The sequence below is a fragment of the Amycolatopsis sp. genome (genome assembly GCF_036008905.1).
Lineage (GTDB): Bacteria > Actinomycetota > Actinomycetes > Mycobacteriales > Pseudonocardiaceae > Amycolatopsis.
This window is the reverse complement of sequence record NZ_DASYMU010000120.1, coordinates 1-19,624: the sequence shown is the minus strand read 5'-3', so window position 1 is coordinate 19,624 and position 19,624 is coordinate 1. Positions and strand designations below refer to the sequence as shown.

The following is a 19,624-nucleotide window of genomic DNA, read 5'->3' as shown; positions in this document are numbered from 1 at the left end:
ATCTCTTAGGAATGTTAGTCGCCACCGGCGCTGTCGTGGCCGGTCTCGCGGTCGCCCCGGCCAGTGCCGCCGGCGGGCTCTCGGCGACGTTCACCAAGGTCTCGGACTGGGGAACCGGTTGGGAGGCCAAGTACACGATCGCGAACGGCAGTTCGGCCGCGATCAGTTCGTGGACCGTGGAGTTCGATCTCGGTGCGGGCCAGAAGGTCGGCTCGCTCTGGGACGGCAGCTACACCGCGAACGGCCAGCACATCACGGTGAAGAACACCTGGAACGGCAGTGTCGCTCCCGGTGGCACGGCGAGCTTTGGCTTCAACGGCACCGGCACGTTCAGCACGCCGTCGGGCTGCAGGCTCAACGGCGCCTCCTGCGACGCCGGTGGCACCACGCCGCCGCCGACCACCACCCCGCCGCCGACGACGACTCCGCCGCCCACCACGAATCCTCCGCCCGCCGGTGGGCGCGGCGCACCGTACCTCTACATGGGCTGGGGTGACCCGCCGAACATCGCTTCGGTGATGAACTCCACCGGCGTCAAGTGGTTCACCATGGCGTTCGTGCTCTCGTCCGGCGGCTGCAACCCGGCTTGGGACGGTTCCCGTCCGCTGCAGGGCAGTGCCGACGCGACGGCGATCGCGCAGATCCGCGCGGCGGGCGGCGACATCGTGCCGTCGTTCGGCGGGTGGAGCGGCAACAAGCTCGGCCCGAACTGCGCGACCCCCGAGCTGCTGGCGGGTGCCTACCAGAAGGTGATCAGCGCCTACGGGCTCAAGGCGATCGACATCGACATCGAGAACTCCGACGAGTTCGAGAACGAGGCCGTGCAGGACCGCATCCTGAGCGCGCTGAAGATCGTCAAGCAGAACAACCCCGGCATCCAGACGATCGTCACCTTCGGCACGTCGACGACCGGCCCGAACTACTACGGCAACCGGCTCGTCGACCGGTCGGCGGCTCTCGGCGCGAACATCGACATCTTCACGCAGATGCCGTTCGACTTCGGCAGCTCCAACATCTACGCCGACACCGTGGCGACGTCGACCGCGCTGAAGAACAAGCTCAAGTCGACGTTCGGCTGGTCGGACGCGGTCGCGTTCAACCACGTCGGCATCTCCGGCATGAACGGCCTGTCCGATCAGCAGGAGCTGACGTCGGTGGCGGCCTGGACCCAGATCCGTGACTGGTCGAAGTCCAACGGCCTCGGCAGGCTGGCCTTCTGGTCGGTCAACCGGGACCGCGGCTGCGCCGGCGGCGGCGTCGTGTCCAACTGTAGTGGTATCGCCCAAGCGGATTGGGCTTTCTCGAAGATCACCGCAGGCTTCTAGCGATTGACCGGAGAAGGGGGCTTCCTCGCACCACGTGAGGAAGCCCCCTTCTCCACGTCCGGCCCGCCCCGGGGAATATGTCGACACATTCCCCGGGGCGCTACTCGGGGACGTCGAAGAGGCCGTGGGTGGCGGCTTGCAGGCCCGCCTGGAAGCGGGTCTGGGCGCCGAGGCCGTCCATCACGCGCCGGATCCGGCGTTCCACGGTCCGCTTCGCGACACCGAGTTTCCGCGCGATGGCCGCGTCGGTCAGCCCGGCCGCCAGTAGCGCGAGCAGTTGCTGGTCGTCGGTGGTCAAGGATTCGTCCGACCCGGCTTGCCGCGCCTGCGGCCAAAGCGGAGTCGCGCGCTCCCACAGCGACTCGAACAACGTCACCAAACCGTCCAGCAACGCCGAAGACCGCAGCAGGACGCTTTGGTGCCCGGCGGGCGGTTCGTACGGCACCAGCCCGAAGCGGTGATCGGCGATGACGAGTTTCATCGGCACCCCGGTCAGCACCCGGGCCAGTTCACCGGACGCCGTCAGCTGCTTGAGTTCGTCGAACTGCCCGGCTTCGTCGAGGGCGGCCCGGTCGTAGATCGTCCGGTAGCGCACGCCTTTCGCCTGCAATTCGCGTTGGAGCATCAGCTGGCCACCGTCGGGCTCGACGACGTACGGCGGTTTGTCGAGGATGAGTATTTCGCTCCTGGCGAGCTGCTGGATCTGGCGGAACTGGTGCGCGACGGCCTCGCGCCCGCGCACGAGCTGGATCGGCGAGTCGCTCTCCTCGCGGAAGCGCTTGCCCAGCGCGGTTCCGGCGAGCCGCGCGCGGGCGATCTCCTCCTGACGGCGGGCCGCGAGGATTTCCACGGCGATATCCGGTGGCGCGGCGGTGAACCGCACGGGTTTGTCCTCCGTGCGGGTGAGCATGCCGTGGCCTTCGAGCGCGTCGAGGAGGCCGCCGAGCCGTGTCTTGGTGGTCCCGGAACGCTCCGCCAGCTGCGCGAGAGTCGCGTCGGAGTGGCACAGGAGCAGCTCGTAAACCTCTTGCTCGGCGTCGGTGACACCGAGGCCGCCGAGCCCCATCGCCACGGTGCCTCCTCGTTCAGCGGGCTGAATAGACCTTCTCAGGGTGGTAGGTATACGTTCACGAGCGGCAAAGGTCCAGACCAAAAGGTCTTTTGTGTCCGACCTCTGCCCGAGTCGCCGCCCAAGGGGCGAGCCAGTGCCGCTGTCAGTGACAATGCACCGTGAGCAGCTTCCGATCCCGTACCCGGCCGACCGCCCCGGAGTTCCTGTCCCGGTGGCGGCGGCTCCGCACGCGATACCGGTGGCTCGACCATCTCGCGCGCGCCGTGGACCGCTACATCGACCACAGCGGCTACCACTACGTCGCCTCGATCTCCTACTTCAGCCTGCTTTCGCTGATCCCGATGATGCTCGTCGCGTTCTCGGTCGCGGGGTTCGTGCTGGCCGGCCAGCCCCAGCTGCTGGACCAGTTGCAGACGTCGATCACCAGCCTCGTGCCGGGCTCGCTTGGCCAAAAGGTCGGTGAGCTGCTCAACCAGTTCGTCGAGCAGCGCGCCAACGTCGGGGTGCTCGGTCTCGTGGTCGGCCTGTACTCCGGCTGGAACTGGATCAACGCTCTGCGCGACGCGCTGACGGCGATGTGGGACCAGCAACGCCCGCCGCAGCCGCTGCTGCGGGTGATCGTCAGGGACCTGCTCGCGTTGCTGAGCCTCACCGCCGCGCTGGTCGTGTCGTTCGCGCTCACCGCGTCCGGTGGCGCGCTGGGCAAGTACCTGATGAAGCTCGCCGGGATGGACCAAGAAAGCTGGGCGCACACCGTCATCTCGATCGGTTCGGTGCCGCTGGCGCTGCTGGCCGACTGGCTCGTCTTCCTCTGGGTGCTCGCCAAGCTGCCGCGCGAGGCCGTCGGCACGCGCAGCGCGATGCGGGGAGCGGTGGCCGCCGCGCTCGGTTTCGAGCTGCTCAAGCAGGCCGGGAGCATCTACCTAGGGTTGGTCGGCAAGTCACCGACCGGGGCCGCGTTCGGCTCGATCATCGGTCTGCTGTTCTTCATTTCCTTGGTTTCCCGCCTGCTCGTCTTCATCACGGCGTGGACCGCGACGGCCCGCGACGCACCGCGCAAGCTCGTCCCCCCGCCGACCTCGCTGGTGCTCCGCCCGGTGGCTTCGCCGAGTGCGGATCCCGCCGCCCTCACCGCCGCGGGTGTACTGGCCGGGGTGCTGGGGACGTTGGCGTTCCAGCGCTGGCGACGGTCAAGTCGTTAGAAAACAGTGCTTAGAGCTCGCCCGCCGGACCGGTAGGCTTCGGCGAATCGGTGAGCTTGGACACGTGAAATGATCATTTTCGTCACCACTCGCAGCCGGTCGACCGCGCTACGACTTCGTCAGCCTGGCGTGCATTCGCCCGGTGTTTTCCCGTCATGTGCAGTTCACCGCCTGGACTTCGGTCTGCTGGACTGTTCGCTCGGAATCCCACACAATCGAAGGACGTAGCAGTGAAGAGAAGTTTCGTCGGCCTCGTAGCCGGCACCGCGGTGCTCGCGCTGACGATCACCGCCTGTGGCAGTTCCAGCTCGGACACCCCGGCCGCCGCCGGTGCGGCCACGGCCACTTCGGCCGCCGACCTGGGTGGGATGGACAAGCTCGTCGAAGCGGCCAAGGCCGAAGGCGAACTGAACGTGATCGCCCTGCCGCACGACTGGGCGAACTACGGCGAGATCCTCGACGCGTTCAAGAAGAAGTACGGCCTGAAGGTCAACGAGGCCAACCCCGAGGGCAGCAGCCAGGACGAGATCAACGCCGTCAAGCAGCTCAAGGGCCAGACCCGCGCCCCCGACGTCGTCGACCTCGGTGGCGCGTTCGCGATCTCCGCGGCCAAGGACGGGCTGCTCGCGCCGTACAAGGTCGCGACCTTCGGTGACATCGCCGACACGCAGAAGGACCCGGAAGGCAACTGGGTCAACGACTACGGCGGCTTCATCTCGATCGGCTACGACGCCTCGAAGGTGACCGTCCCGCCGACGTCGTTCGCCGACCTCAAGAAGCCGGAATACAAGGGAAAGGTCGCCCTCAACGGTGACCCGACCAAGGCCGGCGCGGCCTACGCGGGCGTCTACGCGGCGGCTCTGGCCAACGGCGGCTCGTTCGACGACATCAAGCCCGGCGTGCAGTACTTCGCCGACCTGAAGAAGTCCGGCAACTTCATCCCCGTCCAGGCCAGCGCGGCGACTGTCGAAAGTGGACAGACCCCGATCACGCTCGACTGGGACTACCTGCAGGCCGGTTACTCCGCGAAGCTCAAGGGCAAGGTCGACTGGAAGATCGCCGTCCCGACCGACGGGGTCTACTCGAACTACTACAGCCAGGGCATCAGCAAGTCCGCCCCGCACCCGGCCGCCGCGCGCTTGTGGCAGGAGTTCCTGTTCTCCGACGAGGGCCAGAACCTTTACCTCAAAGGCCTTTCCCGCCCGGTGCGCCTGCCGAAGATGACCGAGGCCGGCACCGTCGACAAGGCGCTGCTCGCCGCGCTCCCCGTGGTTTCCGGTGACGTCAAGTTCCCGACCACCGCGCAGGACGACGCCGCCAAGAAGATCATCGCCGACGAGTGGGCGAAGGCGCTCGGCTGAGCTATGACAGCGAACAGCATTACCGCAGAGGCGGGCGTGGGTAACCTCGCGCCCGCCGCCGTCCCCGCCCGGCCGTTGCCGAAGCGGGTGGCAGCCTGGGTGACGGGACATATCGGGCTTTTGCCCTTCCTCGCCTACACCGGGGTCTTCCTCGGCGCGCCGGTGTTCATGGTCGTGCTCGGCGCGTTCCAGGACAACGACGGCGTGTTCACCACGGAGAACATCACCGCGGCGATGTCCGACCAGTTCGGCCGGTCGTTCGTCACCAGTATCGAACTTTCGGCGCTGACAGCGGTTCTCGGCGCGGTGTTCGGCGCGATCCTGGCGCAGGCCGTGCTCGGCACCAAACCGGACGGGCTGGTGCGCAAGGTCGTCTCCAGCGCTTCCGGGGTGCTGGCGAACTTCGGCGGCGTGCCGCTGGCGTTCGCGTTCATCGCCACGCTCGGCAGCATCGGCATCGTGACGAAGGCGCTCACCGCGCTGGGGTTCGACATCTACGCCGGTGGGTTCAGTTTGTTCGCCTTCACCGGGATCGCGATCGTCTACGTCTATTTCCAGATCCCGTTGATGGTCATCGTCTTCACACCCTCGCTCGAAGGAATGCGCGAGCAATGGCGTGAGGCGGCGGAGAACCTCGGCGCGACGAAATGGCAGTACTGGCGCCATATCGCCGGTCCGGTGCTGCTGCCGCCGTTTATGGCCTCGCTGCTGTTGCTGTTCGCGAACTCCTTTTCCGCTTACGCCACGGCGTATGCGCTGACCACCGGTGTCGTGCCGCTGGTGCCGATCCAGATCGGTTCGCTGGTGTCGGGCAACGTCGTCGCCGACCAGCAGAACCTGGGCAAGGCACTCGGCCTCGGCATGATCGTGGTCGTCGCGATCGTGATGTCGATCTACAACTGGATGCAGCGGCGGACTTCGAGGTGGCTGGGATGAGCGCTCCAAGCGGAAAGGGCCGTACGGTCCGGCGCTGGCTGATCCTGACGCTGTTCGGCGTCTACTTCCTCGTGCCGATGCTGGCTTCGGTGGAGTTCAGCCTGCGCGACGTGAACGACACGCACAGTTTGGTGTCCTGGAAGAAACTCCTCGACGAGCCAGGGCTTTTCGAGACGCTCACGACGTCGCTCTGGGTCGCTTTCGGCACGGTGGCGCTGACGCTGATCCTGATGGTCCCGACGGTCAGCTGGGTCCACTTGCGACGGCCGAAACTGCGGAAACTGGTCGAGGGCATCAGTTTGCTGCCCTTGGTGATCCCGCCGATCGTGCTCGTCAACGGCGTGCTCGTGGTGTTCCGTGACGTGCCCGAGGTGATCAGCGGTACGCCGGTGATCCTCGTGCTGGAGTACGTGATCCTCGCGCTGCCGTTCACCTATCGCGCACTCGACGCCGGGTTGACGGCGATCGCGTTGCCGACGCTCGTCGAGGCCGCGCGCAGTCTCGGTGCGAGCTGGCCCGCGGTGCTGCTGCGGGTGGTCGTGCCGAACATCCGTTCGGCGGTCTTCGGTGCCGCGTTCCTCAACCTGGCGCTGGTGATGGGCGAGTACACCCTCGCCAGCATCCTGCTGATGGACACCTTCCCGGTGTGGACGGTCAGCACCGGCCAGTCCGAGGCCGGGGTGTCGGTGGCGGTTTCGCTGCTCAGCCTGCTCGTCGTGTTCCTGCTGTTGTTCGTACTCTCGATGGTGACCGGACGGCGGCACCGAGAGGTCACCGCCCCGATCGCCCCGACTCCGTCACGAGGACCTTCCTGATGTCAGTTATGGAAACCGAAGCCGTCATCACCCAGCGCACCGGTGCCTCGGTGGAGTTCCGCGGCGTGCGGCGCAGTTTCGGCGACGTCACCGCGCTCGCCGGGCTCGACCTCGTGCTCGCGCCCGGTGAGCTGGTGGCCCTGCTCGGGCCGTCCGGGTGCGGCAAGACCACCGCGCTGCGCGTGCTGGCGGGGCTGGAGCAGGTCGACTCCGGGCAGCTGCTCGTCGACGGCAACGACCTCACCGGTGTGCCCGCGAACAAACGGGACATGGGCATGGTGTTCCAGGCGTACAGCCTGTTCCCGAACCTTTCGGTACGGGACAACGTCGCCTTCGGCCTGCGCCTGCGCGGGGTCGCGACGGCGGCCCGCCAGAAGCGGGCGGCGGATCTGCTGGAGCTCGTCGGGCTCGATTCCCAGGGCCAGCGGTATCCGCATCAGCTGTCCGGTGGGCAGCAGCAGCGGGTCGCGCTGGCGCGTGCGCTCGCGATCGAGCCGCGTGTGCTGCTGCTCGACGAGCCACTGTCCGCTTTGGACGCTCAGGTCCGGACCCAGTTGCGGGACGAGATCCGGCGGTTGCAGCTGCGTGTCGGCATCACGACGTTGTTCGTCACGCACGACCAGGAGGAGGCCCTGTCCATCGCGGACCGGGTCGGGGTCATGCGGGGCGGGCAGCTCGAGCAGGTCGACTCGCCGGCCGAGCTGTACGCCCGGCCCGCGACGGCGTTCGTCGCGGAGTTCGTCGGCACGATGAACCACCTGCCCGGGGTCATCGACGGCGACTCGGTGATCGTGGCCGGGCACCGGCTTTCGCTCGCCGATCCTGGCCTGCGTGCGTCGGGTGACCACGTCAAGGTGCTGGTCCGGCCGGAAGCGGTCACCGTCGTGGCCGCCGAAGACGGACAGTTGAAGATCACCGACCACAGCTTCCGCGGCGCGGTCACCCGTGTCACCGGCACGCTGGAGGACGGCACCACGCTGCTCGCCGACCTGCCGAGCGTGACGGCGGCGGCGTTGCAGCCGGGCATCCGGGCGACTGTGGGGTTCGGCACCCTTCCCGTTTTGCTCGCCGCGGGGGAAGCTCCGTAAATGGATACGACTGGCCGCCGGATCGTCCGGGGAACCGCTGATGATTTCGGCTACCAGAAGCTCGTCGAAGCGCCGGGTGAGCCGCACACCGTCCGGGAAGATCTGGTGGCTTCTCGCACTACGCGGCCTGGGACTTCTTTAGAGGACTCTGTGCGGCTCCTGGCGTTCGCGCATCTGTCCGATATGCATGTGATGGACGCGCAGTCACCCACCCGGGTGGAGTTCCTGGATCGGTACGCCGACCCGGATTCGCCGTACCGCGAGCTGATCCCGGTGGTGGGCACCTATCGCGCGCAGGAGCTGTTCACCCCGCATGTGGTGGAGTCGATGGTCCGCGCGGTCAACGAGCTGCCGGTGGACTTCGCGATTTCCACCGGTGACGCCACGGATGCCTGTCAGGCCAACGAATTGCGCACGTACCTCACCTTGCTCGACGGCGGCGAGGTCGACCCGGACTCGGGCGATCCGGAGCGGTGGGAAGGCGTGCACGCCAGCGACCCGGCGACCTACGACATCAGGTACTGGCACCCCGAAGGCACGCCGGACGGCTACGAAGACGACCTCCCGCGCCGCGTCTACGGTTTTCCCGAGGCGCCCGGGACGCTGGCCGGAGCGGCGGAAGCCTTCCAGGCCACCGGTTTGAAGGTGCCTTGGTACGCCGTGCATGGGAACCACGACAACATGCTGCAAGGTGTCGTCCCGCCGTGGCCGGAGCTGGCCGACATCACCGTCGGTGCCCGGAAACTGGTCGATGTCCCGGAAGGCGACGTCGTCGAACTGGTCTACGGCTTCGACATCGCCGACCGGCCGACGATCGGCAAACTCCTCGAAGCCCCGGCCGTGCCCGCGACCCCGGACCCGGACCGGCGACACGTCACGCGCGCCGAGTGGGTCGGCGCGCACGTCGACTGCCACGGCCACGGTTTCACCAAGGCCAACGCCGACGGCGGCACCGCGTACTACGCCTTCGACATGGGCGAACTGCGCGGCCTCGTGCTCGACACGGTCAACCCGCACGGCCACTGGCAGGGCTCGTTCGACGTCGAACAGTTCGAGTGGCTCGAAGACCGGCTGACCGCCGAGCCGGACAGGCTCTTCGTGCTGTTCAGCCACCACCCGCTGCACACCATGACCAACGCGACCGGCCCCGAGCCGCGTGTCCTCGCCGAAGAGGTCGAGGCGATGTTGCTGCGGCACCCGAACATCGTGCTGTGGGTCAATGGCCACACGCACGCCAACACCGTCACCGCGCACCCGCGCCCCGGCGGCGGCGGCTTCTGGGAAGTCACCACCGCGTCGCATATCGACTGGCCGCAACAGGCCCGCCTGATCGAACTACGCGACAACCGCGACGGCACCCTCTCGATCCTCACCACCATCATCGACCACACCGGCGACCTGACCTGGACCGGCGGTCAAGACCCCGCCGCCCTCGCCGGCCTCTCGCGCGAACTCTCCGCCAACCACTGGCAAACCCGCGACCACGAAACCCGCGAATCCGTCGGCTCCGGCCACCCCTCCGACCGCAACCTAACCCTCCTGATCCCCAACCCCCACACCCAAGTGCAATCTGTGCACACCTGAACGCGATCCCCGCACACCCGAACGCGTTCTGCGACACACACCTACCCCCATGTGCAACACGGCAACACGAACGCGACGTTGCTTGTTTCTCGTTCCCGTTGCCGTGTTTCCCTCCTGCGTAGGCGTGTTGCACGTCTGGGTGGAGTCGGTATCGGCAGTTCATCGGTAGTTCACTTCGGGAAGGGTCCGGCCAGCGTCAAATAGGGGAGTGACCCGCCGGGTCCATGGGGTGAGGGGAACGCACTGGTGAAACGTCGGTTGTCCATCGGACTGGCGGTAGCTCTTCTGGTCGCCGTGGTGTGCGTGGTGATCTTCAACCGAGGGGACGAACCGGCGTCCGCGGATCTCGCCACGGTCCGCGGCGTGATCGGCTCGGAGAAGCTGGCTTTCTTCCAGGACCAGCGAGTCATCGACGCCTTCGCGAAGCACGGTCTGCGCGTCGAGGTCGATTCCGCCGGCTCCCGGCAGATCGCGACGACGGTCGACCTCGGCAAGTACGACTTCGCCTTCCCGTCGAGTTCGCCTGCCGCGCAACGCATCCAGCGTGACCGCAAGGTGACGGCCGGTTACACGCCGTTCCAGTCGCCGATGGCTGTCGCGACCTTCGAACCGATCGTCGCGCTGCTCACCGCGAACGGCGTCGTCCACCAGGGCGCCGGGAACTACCAGGTCCTCGACGTCGCGAAGTACCTCGAACTCACCCGTGCCGGGACGAGGTGGGACCAGCTGCCCGGCACCCCCGCGTTCCCGGCGCGCCGCAACGTCCTCGTCACCACGACCGACCCGCGCGAGTCGAACTCCGCGGCGATGTACCTCTCGGCGATTTCCTTCGTGGCCAACGGGAACAACGTCGTCAGCACGCCCGACGCCGAGGCCAAGGTGCTCCCGGAGATCGGCAAGCTGTTCCTGGACCAGGGCTACACCCAGAACAGCACGGAAGGCCCGTTCGAGGACTATCTCGCCGCGGGCATGGGGAAAACGCCGATGGCGCTGATCTACGAGTCGCAGTACGTCGGCCGCGCGGTGAAGGGCGACGGCGCGATCCGGCCGGACATGCGCCTGCTCTACCTGGCGCCCACGGTCTACTCCAAGCACACGCTGGTGCCGCTCGCCGCCAACGGCGACAAGGTCGGCCAGCTGCTCAGCACCGATCCCGAACTCGGCAAGCTCGCCGCCACCTTCGGCTTCCGCACCAGCGATCCGCGCCAGTTCGAACAGGTCGTCGCCGACGCCAAGCTGACCGTGCCCAACGATCTCGTCGACATCGTCGAGCCGCCGTCCTTCGAGACACTTGAGCGCCTGCTCGACGCCGTCTCGAAGAAGTACTGATGGACGGTTTCCAGCTCACGCCCCCGGACGCGATCGAGCCGATCCCCACCGAGCGCGCGGCGGGACTGGTCGCGCTCAGCGACGAAGCGAAGGCGTCGGCGGCCAAGCGGGCCACGCATTTCGCCGAGCGGCTCGAAGCGCTCGACGTCCGGTCGCCGGAGTTCTCCGCCACGCTCGACGAGCTGCTCACGGTCGGTGAGGCGGATCTGCGGGTCGCCGCCACCATCGCCGGGACGCTGCTCGACCGGTCGGCCAAGGCGCTGGCCGGAACCCGCGGTGAGGCGGCGTCACCGCAGCTGCAGGTCACCATCAGCCTGGCGAGCCTGCGGCAGACCGTCCGCGAGCTCGACCCGACGAAGCTGCCGCTCACCGGGCGCAAACTGCTCGGCCTGATCCCGGCCGCGGGCGCGGCACGCAAGGCGCTCGACCGCTACCGCGCGGCGAACGAGCCGGTCAACGCGCTGGTCGTCGAGCTGCGCACCCGCCAGGACGTGCTCCGCCGCGACAACGCGGCCATCAAGGGCGAGCGGCAACGCCTTTGGCAGACCATGGGCAAGCTGTCGGAGACAGCCGCGTTCGCCGAAGCGGTGGACACCGTCGTCGACAGGCAAGCGGGCATCCTCGACCTCGCCGATCCCGGCCGCGCGACGGCGTTGCGCGCCGACGTCCTGCACCCGATCCGGCAGCGGTACCAGGACGTCCTGACGCAGCTGGCTGTCAGCGCGCAAGGCTATCTCGCGCTGGATCTGTTGCGGCGCAACAACGACGAGCTCATCCGTGGCGTCGAGCGGGCGGTGTCGACGACGGTCGCGGCGTTGCGGATCGCGCTGCTGATCAGCGGTGCCCTGGCGAACCAGCGAGACGTCGCCGAAGAGGTCGACGCGCTGCGGTCCACAACGGACGGTCTGATCCGGTCGAACAGCGAGCTGCTTTCCTTGCAGTCGGCGGAACTCCGCCGCGCGAGCGCCGACCCGGCCGTCGGCGTCGAGACGATCCGCGAGTCCTTCGACCGGATTTACGAAGCCATCGACGCGATCGACGAGTTCAAGGCGGGCGCGGTGCACACCATGGCCGCGACGGTCGAGTCACTTTCGGGGGAGATGCGGCGCGCCGAGGAGTATCTGCGCCGCTCACAGGACAGGGGAGCCTGATGAGCCAGAGCTTGACAAAGAGAGTGATCGCGTTCGGCGCGGCGCTGGTGTGCGCGGCTTCGCTCGTCGCTTGCAGTTCCGACGCGGCCGACACCAACGATCCGCGGCAGCCCGCCGGGCCGCCGAAACCCGGCACCCTGCGAGTCCTCGCGGGCAGTGAACTCGCCGATATGCAGCCGATCCTGGAGGAAGCGGCCAAGGCGACCGGTGTCCGGGTCACGTTCAGCTTCACCGGCACCCTCGAAGGTGCCGAAGCGCTGGCCAACGGCAGCGCGGACGGGAAGTACGACGCCGTCTGGTTCTCCTCCAACCGCTACCCGCAGGGCATTCCCGAGGCGGCCAAACGACTCGGCAACCAGGCGAAGATCATGAGCTCACCGGTGGTGCTCGGGTTGTCGGCCTCGGCCGCGGGGCGGCTCGGCTGGGACTCGAAACCCGTTGGCTGGGGCGAAATCGCCGCCGAAGCGGGCAAGAAGTCGTTCAGCTACGGCATGACGGACCCATCGGCGTCCAACTCCGGCTTCTCCGCGCTCGTCGGTGTCGCGTCCGCGCTGGCGGGCAGCGGCAGCGCGATCAACGCGGAGCAGATCGCGTCGGTCACACCCGCGCTCACGCAGTTCTTCAGCGCGCAGCAGCTTTCCGCGGGCTCGTCGGGCTGGCTGTCCGACGCCTACCAGCGCCGCGCGACCGGCCAGGATCCCGGGCAGAAGGTCGACGGGCTGATCAACTACGAGTCGGTCCTGCTGTCGATGAACGCGAGCGGCAAGCTGCCGGAGCCGCTGAAACTCGTCTACCCCAGCGACGGTGTGGTCACCGCGGACTATCCGCTCACGTTGCTGACCGCGGCGAACGAGGACGCGCGCTCGGCGCACCAGCGGCTCAGCGAGTACCTCCGGACGCCGGACGTCCAGCGCAAGATCATGGAAACCACCCAGCGGCGGCCGGTGGTGCCGGGCGTCGACCTCGGCGCCCAGTTCGCGCAGCGCGACCTCATCGAGCTGCCGTTCCCGGCGACCCAGCAGGCTGTCGACGGCCTGCTCACGGCGTACTTCGACAAGATCCGCCGCCCGTCGCGCACGCTATACGTGCTCGACACCTCCGGCTCGATGGCGGGCGACCGGATGGAGTCGCTGCGGACCGCGCTGGTCGGGCTCACCGGTGCCGACGATTCGCTCACCGGCCGTTTCCGCCAGTTCCGCAGCCGCGAAGAGATCACCTTGCTGCCGTTCAGTTCCGCGCCCCTGCCCGCGCAGACGTTCACCGTGCCGGAGACCGACCCGAAGCCGGTGCTCGCCAAGGTCAAGGCGGTCGCCGAGGGTTTGCAGGCGTCCGGCGGGACGGCGATCTACGACAGCCTCGCGCGGGGCTACCAGCTGATGAACGACCTGGTCGCGAAGGACCCGGACCGGTTCAACTCCATCGTCTTGATGACCGACGGCGAGAACGCGAACGGTTCGGACTTCAGCGCTTTCGAACGACGTTTCCCCGCGCTGCCTCCCATCGCACGGCAGATCCCGGTGTTCACCGTGCTCTTCGGCGAAGGCAGTTCCGACGAACTGGACAAGGTCGCGACGATGACCGGCGGCAGGGTCTTCGACGCGCGGGGCACCGCGCTTTCCGAAGTCTTCCAAGAGATCCGTGGTTACCAGTGATGCGGTATCTCGGCTCGACGAAGAACCTCGCCGGGTGCCTGGCCGGGTTCGTCGGCGTCGTCCTGTACCTCGTGGGCGTCGTCGGCGGCGGGTACTGGCTGTTCGTCGTCGCCGCGCTGTACGCGGCCGGGGCGCTGCTAGCTCCACCCGACCGTGTCCATCTGGTCTCCGACGACTCGGCGGAGCTGCGCACCGAACTCGCCTCGCTCCTGAGCAAGCTCGACGAGCACCACGCCCGGATGCCCGAAACCGCGACCGACCGCGTCCGGCGCATCGGCGAGGCCCTCGGCGGCATGCTCGACCGCCCGGCCGCGCTGGCCGCGAACCCGGACCTGCGCCACGCGATGACCCGGCTCGTGCGCGTCGACCTGCCGATGTCGGTGGAGACCTATCTGAACCTGCCATGGTGGTTCGCCGCGAAACGCCGGGCGGGCGGCGAGCCGAGCGCGGGGGAGCAGCTGCTCGCCCAGCTGGAGCTGCTCGAACTCGAGTCGCACCGGATCGCCGAGCGGTTCTACGCCAACGACGTCAACCAGCAGGACGATCAGCTCCGGTACCTACGAGAGCGTGACGGAGAGACGTAGGCTGCATGGGTGAGCCTGCCCATCCTCATGACCGTCGACGACGATCCCGCCGTCTCCCGTTCCGTCGCCCGCGACCTCCGGCGCCGCTACGGCAAGGACTACCGGGTCATCCGTGCAGATTCCGGCGCCGACGCACTCGACGCACTACGTGAAATCAAGCTGCGCGGGGACGCCGTCGCGGCGATCCTCGCCGACTACCGGATGCCCCAGATGGACGGCATCCAGTTCCTGGAGCAGGCGATGGACCTGTTCCCGCACGCTCGCCGCGCCCTGCTGACCGCTTATGCCGACACCGACGCCGCCATCCAGGCGATCAACGTCGTCGACGTCGACCACTACCTCCTCAAGCCATGGGACCCACCGGAGGAGAAGCTGTACCCGGTGGTGGACGCCCTGGTCGAGACCTGGCGCGCCACGGGGGTGCAGCCGGTCGACGAGATCAAGGTCATCGGGCACCGCTGGTCGTCGCCGTCGTACAAGGTCCGTGACTTCCTGGCCCGCAACTCGGTGCCGTACCGCTGGTACTCGGTCGACGACTCGGAGGCCATCCAGCTCCTCAAGGCGGCCGACGCCGACGCCGCCGAAATCCCGGTGCTGATCACCGCCGAAGGCCAGGTGCTGAAGAACCCCGGTGGCCAGGAGATCGCCGACGCCGTCGGCCTTTCCACCCAGCCCGCCGAGGAGTTCTACGACCTCGTCGTCGTGGGCGGCGGCCCCGCGGGACTCGGCGCGGCGGTGTACGGCGCCTCCGAAGGCCTGCGGACAGTGCTGGTCGAGCGCAAGGCGACCGGCGGCCAAGCCGGGCAGAGCTCGCGGATCGAGAACTACCTCGGCTTCCCCGACGGCGTCTCCGGCGCGCAGCTGACAGACCGCGCCCGCAGGCAGGCGCAGAAGTTCGGCGCCGAGGTCCTCACCGCACGCGACGTCATCGCCATGGAAGCCCGCGGCTCGGCCCGGGTCATCAAGTTCGACGACGGCACGGAGATCGTGGCCCACTCGATCGTCCTGGCGACGGGCGTCGCGTACCGCGCGCTCGAAGCCGAGGGCGTGGCCGACCTCGCCGGGCGCGGTGTGTTCTACGGCTCGGCCGCCACCGAAGCGCCCGAGTGCGCGGGCGAGGACGTCTACATCGTCGGCGGCGCCAACTCGGCAGGCCAGGCGGCGGTGTTCTTCTCCCGCTACGCCAAGAACGTCACCATCCTCGTGCGCGGTTCGTCGTTGCAGGCGTCGATGTCGCATTACCTGATCGAGCAGCTCGAGGCGATCGACAACGTCCACGTCCGCACGCGCACCACCGTGATCAAGGCGCACGGCGACGAGCATCTCGAGCAGATCACCTTGTGCGATCAGACCTTGTCCGATCAAGAAGGCGGCGCCACCGAGACGGTGTCGACCGGGCACATGTTCGTCTTCATCGGCGCCGCGCCCCGCACGGAATGGCTCGACGAAACGCTGATCCGCGACGGCCACGGGTTCGTCTGTACCGGGCCGGACCTCGTCAAGGAGGGCGCGCGGCCACACGGCTGGGGCCTCGACCGGGATCCGCACTATCTCGAATCGTCGATCCCCGGGGTCTTCGTCGCCGGGGACGTCCGCGCCCAGTCCGTGAAGCGCGTGGCTTCGGCCGTCGGCGAAGGCGCGATGGCCGTCACGCTCGTGCACCGATACCTGGAGCAGCAATGACCACCCTTTCGCGCGAGGAGTTGCGCGGCCTCTTCCTGTTCGAGCACCTCTCCGAAGCACAGCTGGACTGGGTGTACGAGAACGCCGTCATCGAGGAGTTCGCCGCCGATTCGACGGTGTTCAACGAGGGCGACGCGGCCAGCTGCTTCTACGTCCTGCTCAGTGGCGTCCTGCGGATGACCAGGACCGTCGGCGGCAACGAAGTCGAGATGTCCCGCACCGACCAGCGCGGCGCGTATTGCGGGGCCACGCAGTTCTTCGTCTCGGACGGCAGCGAACAGCGCTATTCGGCGTCGGTGCACGCCACGACGGACCTGACGTTCCTGACCCTGCCCGCCGCGGAGTTCGCCCAGAAGTTCCGCAGCTGGTTCCCGATGGCCAACCACCTGCTCGAAGGCATGTACCTGGGCTGGCGCAAGAGTGACATCGTCGTCGGGTCGCGGCGGCGCCTGCTCGCGCTCGGCGAGCTGTCCGCGGGACTGACCCACGAGCTCAACAACCCGGCCGCCGCGGCCGTCCGCGCGACGGCGTCGCTGCGCGAACGGGTCGCCGGGATGCGCCACAAGCTTGCGCTGCTGGCGAAGAAGGACATCGACCCCGACCTGCTCGAGCAGCTGCTCGACGTCCAGGAACGCCTGGTCAAGCAGGTCGCGGCGGCGCCGAAGCTGACCGCGATGCAGCAGTCCGACCTCGAGGACGAGGTCGGCGACTGGCTCGACGATCACAACATCGGCCAGGCTTGGGACCTTTCCTCGATCTTCGTCGGGGCCGGGCTCAACGCCGAAAGCCTGGAGCACGTCCTCGAATCGGTGGGGGAGACCTTCCTCGACGGCGCGGTCCGCTGGCTCGCGTACGCGCTCGAAACCGAGATGCTCATGGGCGAGATCGAGGACTCCACCACCCGGATTTCCGCGCTGGTCGGCAAGGCCAAGGAGTACTCGCAGGTCGACCGCGCACCGCATCAGTGGATCGACGTCCACGAAGGACTCGACTCCACGCTTGTCATGCTGGGCAAGAAGATCGGCACCGGGATCAAGGTCGTGAAGGAGTACGACCGGTCATTGCCGACACTGCCGGCGTACGCGGGTGAGCTCAACCAGGTGTGGACGAACCTGATCGACAACGCCATCGGCGCGATGAACGGCTCCGGCACGCTCACGCTGCGCACCGGCCTGTCCGACGAATGCCTGCGGGTCGAGGTCGTCGACACCGGGTCCGGGATCCCCGAAGACGTCCGGCAGCGGATCTTCGAACCGTTCTTCACCACGAAGGCCGTCGGCGAGGGCACCGGGCTGGGCCTGGACATCTCGTGGCGGATCGTCGTCGACCGGCATCACGGTGACCTGCGGATCGAGTCCGAACCGGGCAACACGAAGTTCACCGTCCTGCTCCCGCTGACCGAGCAAGCGTCGACGTGACCGAGCCCGTCGAGGACGAGGTTTTCCGGAACGAGGACTGGTACGCCGAGGAGATCACCGCGCGGTCGTACACGCGGTGCTCCTTCAGCGAGATCGACCTGACCGAGTCGATCACTCGCGGTGCGGTGTTCACCGACTGCTCGTTCGGCAACGTGCGGTTCAACGCGTCCAAGCACACGGACTCGGCGTTCACCGGCTGCACCTTCAAGCGCTGCAACCTGTTCGACGCCGAGTTCGAGGGCTGCAAACTGGTCGGGACCACGTTCACCGAATGTGAACTGCGGCCGATGCGGGTACTGGGCGGTGACTGGTCGTTCGCCGGTCTCCTGGGCGCCGACCTGCGCGGGACATCGTTCCAGGGCGTGCGGATGCGCGAAGCCGACCTCACCGGGGCGAACTGCGTCGACGCCGTGTTCGTCGACGTCGACCTGTCCGGCGGGCAGCTGCGCGGCTCGAAGTTCGCCCGGTCGGATCTGCGCGGCAGCGACCTGACCGCGTTCGATCCGTTTAACGTCGAATTGGCAGGCGCGATCATCGGGGCCGAACAGGCGGCGATGATCGCGATGGCGCTAGGGCTGGAGGTCCGCTGATGGCCGTCGTCTCCCCCGGTTTCCAAGGCCGCCCGCGCAGCGCGGACACGCGGATCCCGCCGGGCCAGTATCTGGAAAAGACGTTCCCGGTGCTGTCCGCGGGACCGACCCCGCGCGTCCGGACGGAAACCTGGCAGTTCGAGATCACCACCGAAACCGGCAAGAAGCACAGCTGGTCGTGGGCGGATCTGGTGGCTCTGCCGAGCGAGAAACCGACCGTCGACATCCACTGCGTCACCCAGTGGTCCAAGCTCGACACGACCTGGCGTGGCGTCCCGCTCGACGCGCTGCTGGCCGACGTCGAGACCGAGGCCGACTACGTCATGGTCCATTCCTACGGCGGCTACACGACCAACCTGCCACTCGCCGACCTGCTCGACGGCCAGGCGTGGATCGCCCACGAGTACAACGGCGCGCCGCTCAGCCCCGAGCACGGCGGCCCGGCGCGGCTGCTCGTGCCGCACCTCTACTTCTGGAAGTCCGCGAAGTGGGTCAACGGGCTGCGGCTGATGGTCAAGGACGAGCCCGGTTTCTGGGAGAACGTCGGCTACCACGACTACGGCGACCCCTGGCGCGAGCAGCGCTACCAAGGTGACTAGGTCGCGTCCTGGCCGCCCGCGGTCACGGCCTTGAGTTCGTCCAGTGATTCCCGCATGACCCGCGACAGGTCGTGGTCCTCGTCCGCCACGATCCAGCGCTGGAAGCCGACTTTGAAGACGGCGATCCCCGCTTCGGCGGCCAGGCTCGCCGCCGGCTCCGTGATGCCGTGCCGGCGCAGGGTGTCGGCGAGCGCGGCCGAGATCGCGGCGGTCTTGATCAGGTCGCGCTCCTGGAGCTCAGGGTTCGCCATGATCACCGCCTGTCGGGCACGCACGAAGTCGCGTTGGCCGGCGAGCATCTCCGAGATCGCGTCAAGACCCGCCGCCAGCGCGTCGATCGGCGCGGCGGACGTCAGGGCTTCGGCGACCGCCCGCACGAACAGCTCCTGAAACTCGCCGGAGTTGGCGAACAGTACCTCGCGCTTGTCGGCGTAGTGCCGGAAGAAGGTCCGCTCCGTGAGCCCGGCGCAGGTGGCGATCTCGGCCACGGTGGTCTGCTCGTACCCGCGGTCGCTGTAGAGCTCCAGCGCCGCCGTCTCCAGGCGCTCGCGCGCGTTCGGCTCCCATCTTCCCATAGGCGGATCCTACTTGATGACAGCGGCTGACATCAAGTGTAGTACTGTTGATGACAGCAACTGACATCAACAGCGAGGTTCCTCATGCGTATCTTTGTGACCGGCGCGTCCGGCTTCATCGGCTCCGTCGTCGTTCCCGAGCTCCTCGACGCGGGGTACCAGGTCGTCGGGCTCGCCCGCTCCGACGCCACCGCCGCCGCGCTCACCGCCGCCGGTGTGGAGGTCGTCCGCGGCACTATCGACGACCTCGAGGTCCTGCGGGACGCGGCCGCCGCGTCGGACGGGGTGATCCACCTCGCCTTCAAGGGCGACGTCGCGTTCAGCGGCGATTACCAGGGCGCCGCCGACGCCGATCGCCGCGTCGTCGACACTTTCGGCGACGCGCTCGCCGGCACTGACCGCCCCTTCGTCCTCGCCTCCGGGGTGATCGGCCTCCCGCCTGGGCGTGTGGCGACCGAGCGGGACATGCCCGCGATCGACGGCTCGCCACTGTCGATCCGATCGGCCACCGCCCAGGCGGCGCTCACCTTTGCCTCGCGCGGCGTCCGCTCATCGGTGGTGCGGGTCTCTCCGACCGTTCACGGCGAGGGGGACTACGCCTGGGTACCTACCTTGGTCGCCACCGCCCGCGCCAAGGGCGTCTCCGGCTACCTCGGCGAC

General features: G+C 68.0%; 18 protein-coding genes. 16 read left to right on the top strand and 2 right to left on the bottom strand.

From position 1 onward, the window contains the following. The first annotated feature begins 11 nt into the window (after window positions 1-11). Entirely contained in the window at window positions 12-1,325 is a 1,314-nt protein-coding gene (locus tag VGP60_RS21675) for a cellulose binding domain-containing protein (protein ID WP_327549879.1), read from the top strand. A 100-nt stretch (window positions 1,326-1,425) separates the two neighbouring features. Here the strand turns inward: VGP60_RS21675 and VGP60_RS21670 are convergent, their stop codons facing one another. Continuing rightward, entirely contained in the window at window positions 1,426-2,391 is a 966-nt protein-coding gene (locus VGP60_RS21670; RefSeq protein WP_327549898.1) for a helix-turn-helix domain-containing protein, read from the bottom strand. A 164-nt stretch (window positions 2,392-2,555) separates the two neighbouring features. On the opposite strand from VGP60_RS21670, the gene yhjD reads away from it, so the two are divergent. From yhjD to VGP60_RS21600, 14 genes are all read left to right on the top strand, one after another. Beyond that, complete coding sequence (yhjD, locus tag VGP60_RS21665) at window positions 2,556-3,599, top strand: inner membrane protein YhjD (RefSeq protein ID WP_327549878.1); 1,044 nt, start codon at window positions 2,556-2,558, stop codon at window positions 3,597-3,599. 230 nt (window positions 3,600-3,829) lie between these two features. Continuing rightward, on the top strand, window positions 3,830-4,960 hold the full coding sequence (locus VGP60_RS21660) for an extracellular solute-binding protein (RefSeq protein WP_327549877.1): 1,131 nt from the start codon (window positions 3,830-3,832) through the stop codon (window positions 4,958-4,960). A gap of 36 nt (window positions 4,961-4,996) precedes the next feature. Further along, on the top strand, window positions 4,997-5,896 hold the full coding sequence (locus VGP60_RS21655; protein WP_327549876.1) for an ABC transporter permease: 900 nt from the start codon (window positions 4,997-4,999) through the stop codon (window positions 5,894-5,896). After that, the gene (locus VGP60_RS21650; RefSeq protein ID WP_327549875.1) at window positions 5,893-6,711 is read left to right on the top strand and encodes an ABC transporter permease; all 819 of its coding nucleotides are present in this window, start codon (window positions 5,893-5,895) and stop codon (window positions 6,709-6,711) included. The genes VGP60_RS21655 and VGP60_RS21650 overlap by 4 nt, the downstream gene beginning before the upstream one ends. Further along, window positions 6,711-7,799, top strand: coding sequence for an ABC transporter ATP-binding protein (locus tag VGP60_RS21645; RefSeq protein ID WP_327549874.1), 1,089 nt, complete (start codon window positions 6,711-6,713; stop codon window positions 7,797-7,799). The genes VGP60_RS21650 and VGP60_RS21645 overlap by 1 nt, the downstream gene beginning before the upstream one ends. Continuing rightward, on the top strand, window positions 7,800-9,383 hold the full coding sequence (locus VGP60_RS21640; protein ID WP_327549873.1) for a TIGR03767 family metallophosphoesterase: 1,584 nt from the start codon (window positions 7,800-7,802) through the stop codon (window positions 9,381-9,383). A gap of 246 nt (window positions 9,384-9,629) precedes the next feature. Continuing rightward, window positions 9,630-10,712 carry a hypothetical protein gene (locus tag VGP60_RS21635; protein WP_327549872.1) on the top strand — a complete coding sequence of 361 codons (1,083 nt, stop codon included), beginning with the start codon at window positions 9,630-9,632 and terminating at the stop codon, window positions 10,710-10,712. Then, window positions 10,712-11,863 carry a toxic anion resistance protein gene (locus VGP60_RS21630; protein WP_327549871.1) on the top strand — a complete coding sequence of 384 codons (1,152 nt, stop codon included), beginning with the start codon at window positions 10,712-10,714 and terminating at the stop codon, window positions 11,861-11,863. Before VGP60_RS21635 ends, VGP60_RS21630 begins: the two co-directional genes overlap by 1 nt. Continuing rightward, window positions 11,863-13,515, top strand: coding sequence for a vWA domain-containing protein (locus VGP60_RS21625; RefSeq protein ID WP_414640389.1), 1,653 nt, complete (start codon window positions 11,863-11,865; stop codon window positions 13,513-13,515). Before VGP60_RS21630 ends, VGP60_RS21625 begins: the two co-directional genes overlap by 1 nt. Next, complete coding sequence (locus VGP60_RS21620) at window positions 13,512-14,099, top strand: hypothetical protein (protein WP_327549869.1); 588 nt, start codon at window positions 13,512-13,514, stop codon at window positions 14,097-14,099. The genes VGP60_RS21625 and VGP60_RS21620 overlap by 4 nt, the downstream gene beginning before the upstream one ends. 9 nt (window positions 14,100-14,108) lie before the next feature. Further along, complete coding sequence (locus VGP60_RS21615) at window positions 14,109-15,782, top strand: FAD-dependent oxidoreductase (protein WP_327549868.1); 1,674 nt, start codon at window positions 14,109-14,111, stop codon at window positions 15,780-15,782. Beyond that, entirely contained in the window at window positions 15,779-17,200 is a 1,422-nt protein-coding gene (locus VGP60_RS21610; protein ID WP_327549867.1) for an ATP-binding protein, read from the top strand. Before VGP60_RS21615 ends, VGP60_RS21610 begins: the two co-directional genes overlap by 4 nt. Beyond that, on the top strand, window positions 17,197-17,790 hold the full coding sequence (locus VGP60_RS21605; protein WP_327549866.1) for a pentapeptide repeat-containing protein: 594 nt from the start codon (window positions 17,197-17,199) through the stop codon (window positions 17,788-17,790). Before VGP60_RS21610 ends, VGP60_RS21605 begins: the two co-directional genes overlap by 4 nt. Continuing rightward, the gene (locus tag VGP60_RS21600) at window positions 17,790-18,389 is read left to right on the top strand and encodes a sulfite oxidase-like oxidoreductase (RefSeq protein WP_327549865.1); all 600 of its coding nucleotides are present in this window, start codon (window positions 17,790-17,792) and stop codon (window positions 18,387-18,389) included. Before VGP60_RS21605 ends, VGP60_RS21600 begins: the two co-directional genes overlap by 1 nt. Here the strand turns inward: VGP60_RS21600 and VGP60_RS21595 are convergent. After that, the gene (locus tag VGP60_RS21595) at window positions 18,386-18,964 is read right to left on the bottom strand and encodes a TetR/AcrR family transcriptional regulator (protein ID WP_327549864.1); all 579 of its coding nucleotides are present in this window, start codon (window positions 18,962-18,964) and stop codon (window positions 18,386-18,388) included. The two genes, VGP60_RS21600 and VGP60_RS21595, sit on opposite strands and share 4 nt — an antisense overlap. 84 nt (window positions 18,965-19,048) lie before the next feature. On the opposite strand from VGP60_RS21595, the gene VGP60_RS21590 reads away from it, so the two are divergent. Beyond that, on the top strand, window positions 19,049-19,624 hold a 576-nt coding region (locus VGP60_RS21590), incomplete at its 3' end, for an NAD-dependent epimerase/dehydratase family protein (RefSeq protein ID WP_327549863.1).

Excerpts from the sequence above, each read along its gene's own strand:
- VGP60_RS21670 (WP_327549898.1), bottom strand. The coding sequence starts at position 2,391 with ATGGGGCTCGGCGGCCTCGGTGTCACCGACGCCGAGCAAGAGGTTTAC.
- VGP60_RS21610 (WP_327549867.1), top strand. The coding sequence starts at position 15,779 with ATGACCACCCTTTCGCGCGAGGAGTTGCGCGGCCTCTTCCTGTTCGAG.
- VGP60_RS21645 (WP_327549874.1), top strand. The coding sequence starts at position 6,711 with ATGTCAGTTATGGAAACCGAAGCCGTCATCACCCAGCGCACCGGTGCC.
- VGP60_RS21630 (WP_327549871.1), top strand. The coding sequence starts at position 10,712 with ATGGACGGTTTCCAGCTCACGCCCCCGGACGCGATCGAGCCGATCCCC.
- VGP60_RS21600 (WP_327549865.1), top strand. The coding sequence starts at position 17,790 with ATGGCCGTCGTCTCCCCCGGTTTCCAAGGCCGCCCGCGCAGCGCGGAC.
- VGP60_RS21675 (WP_327549879.1), top strand. The coding sequence starts at position 12 with ATGTTAGTCGCCACCGGCGCTGTCGTGGCCGGTCTCGCGGTCGCCCCG.
- VGP60_RS21595 (WP_327549864.1), bottom strand. The coding sequence starts at position 18,964 with ATGGGAAGATGGGAGCCGAACGCGCGCGAGCGCCTGGAGACGGCGGCG.
- VGP60_RS21625 (WP_414640389.1), top strand. The coding sequence starts at position 11,863 with ATGAGCCAGAGCTTGACAAAGAGAGTGATCGCGTTCGGCGCGGCGCTG.
- VGP60_RS21650 (WP_327549875.1), top strand. The coding sequence starts at position 5,893 with ATGAGCGCTCCAAGCGGAAAGGGCCGTACGGTCCGGCGCTGGCTGATC.
- VGP60_RS21640 (WP_327549873.1), top strand. The coding sequence starts at position 7,800 with ATGGATACGACTGGCCGCCGGATCGTCCGGGGAACCGCTGATGATTTC.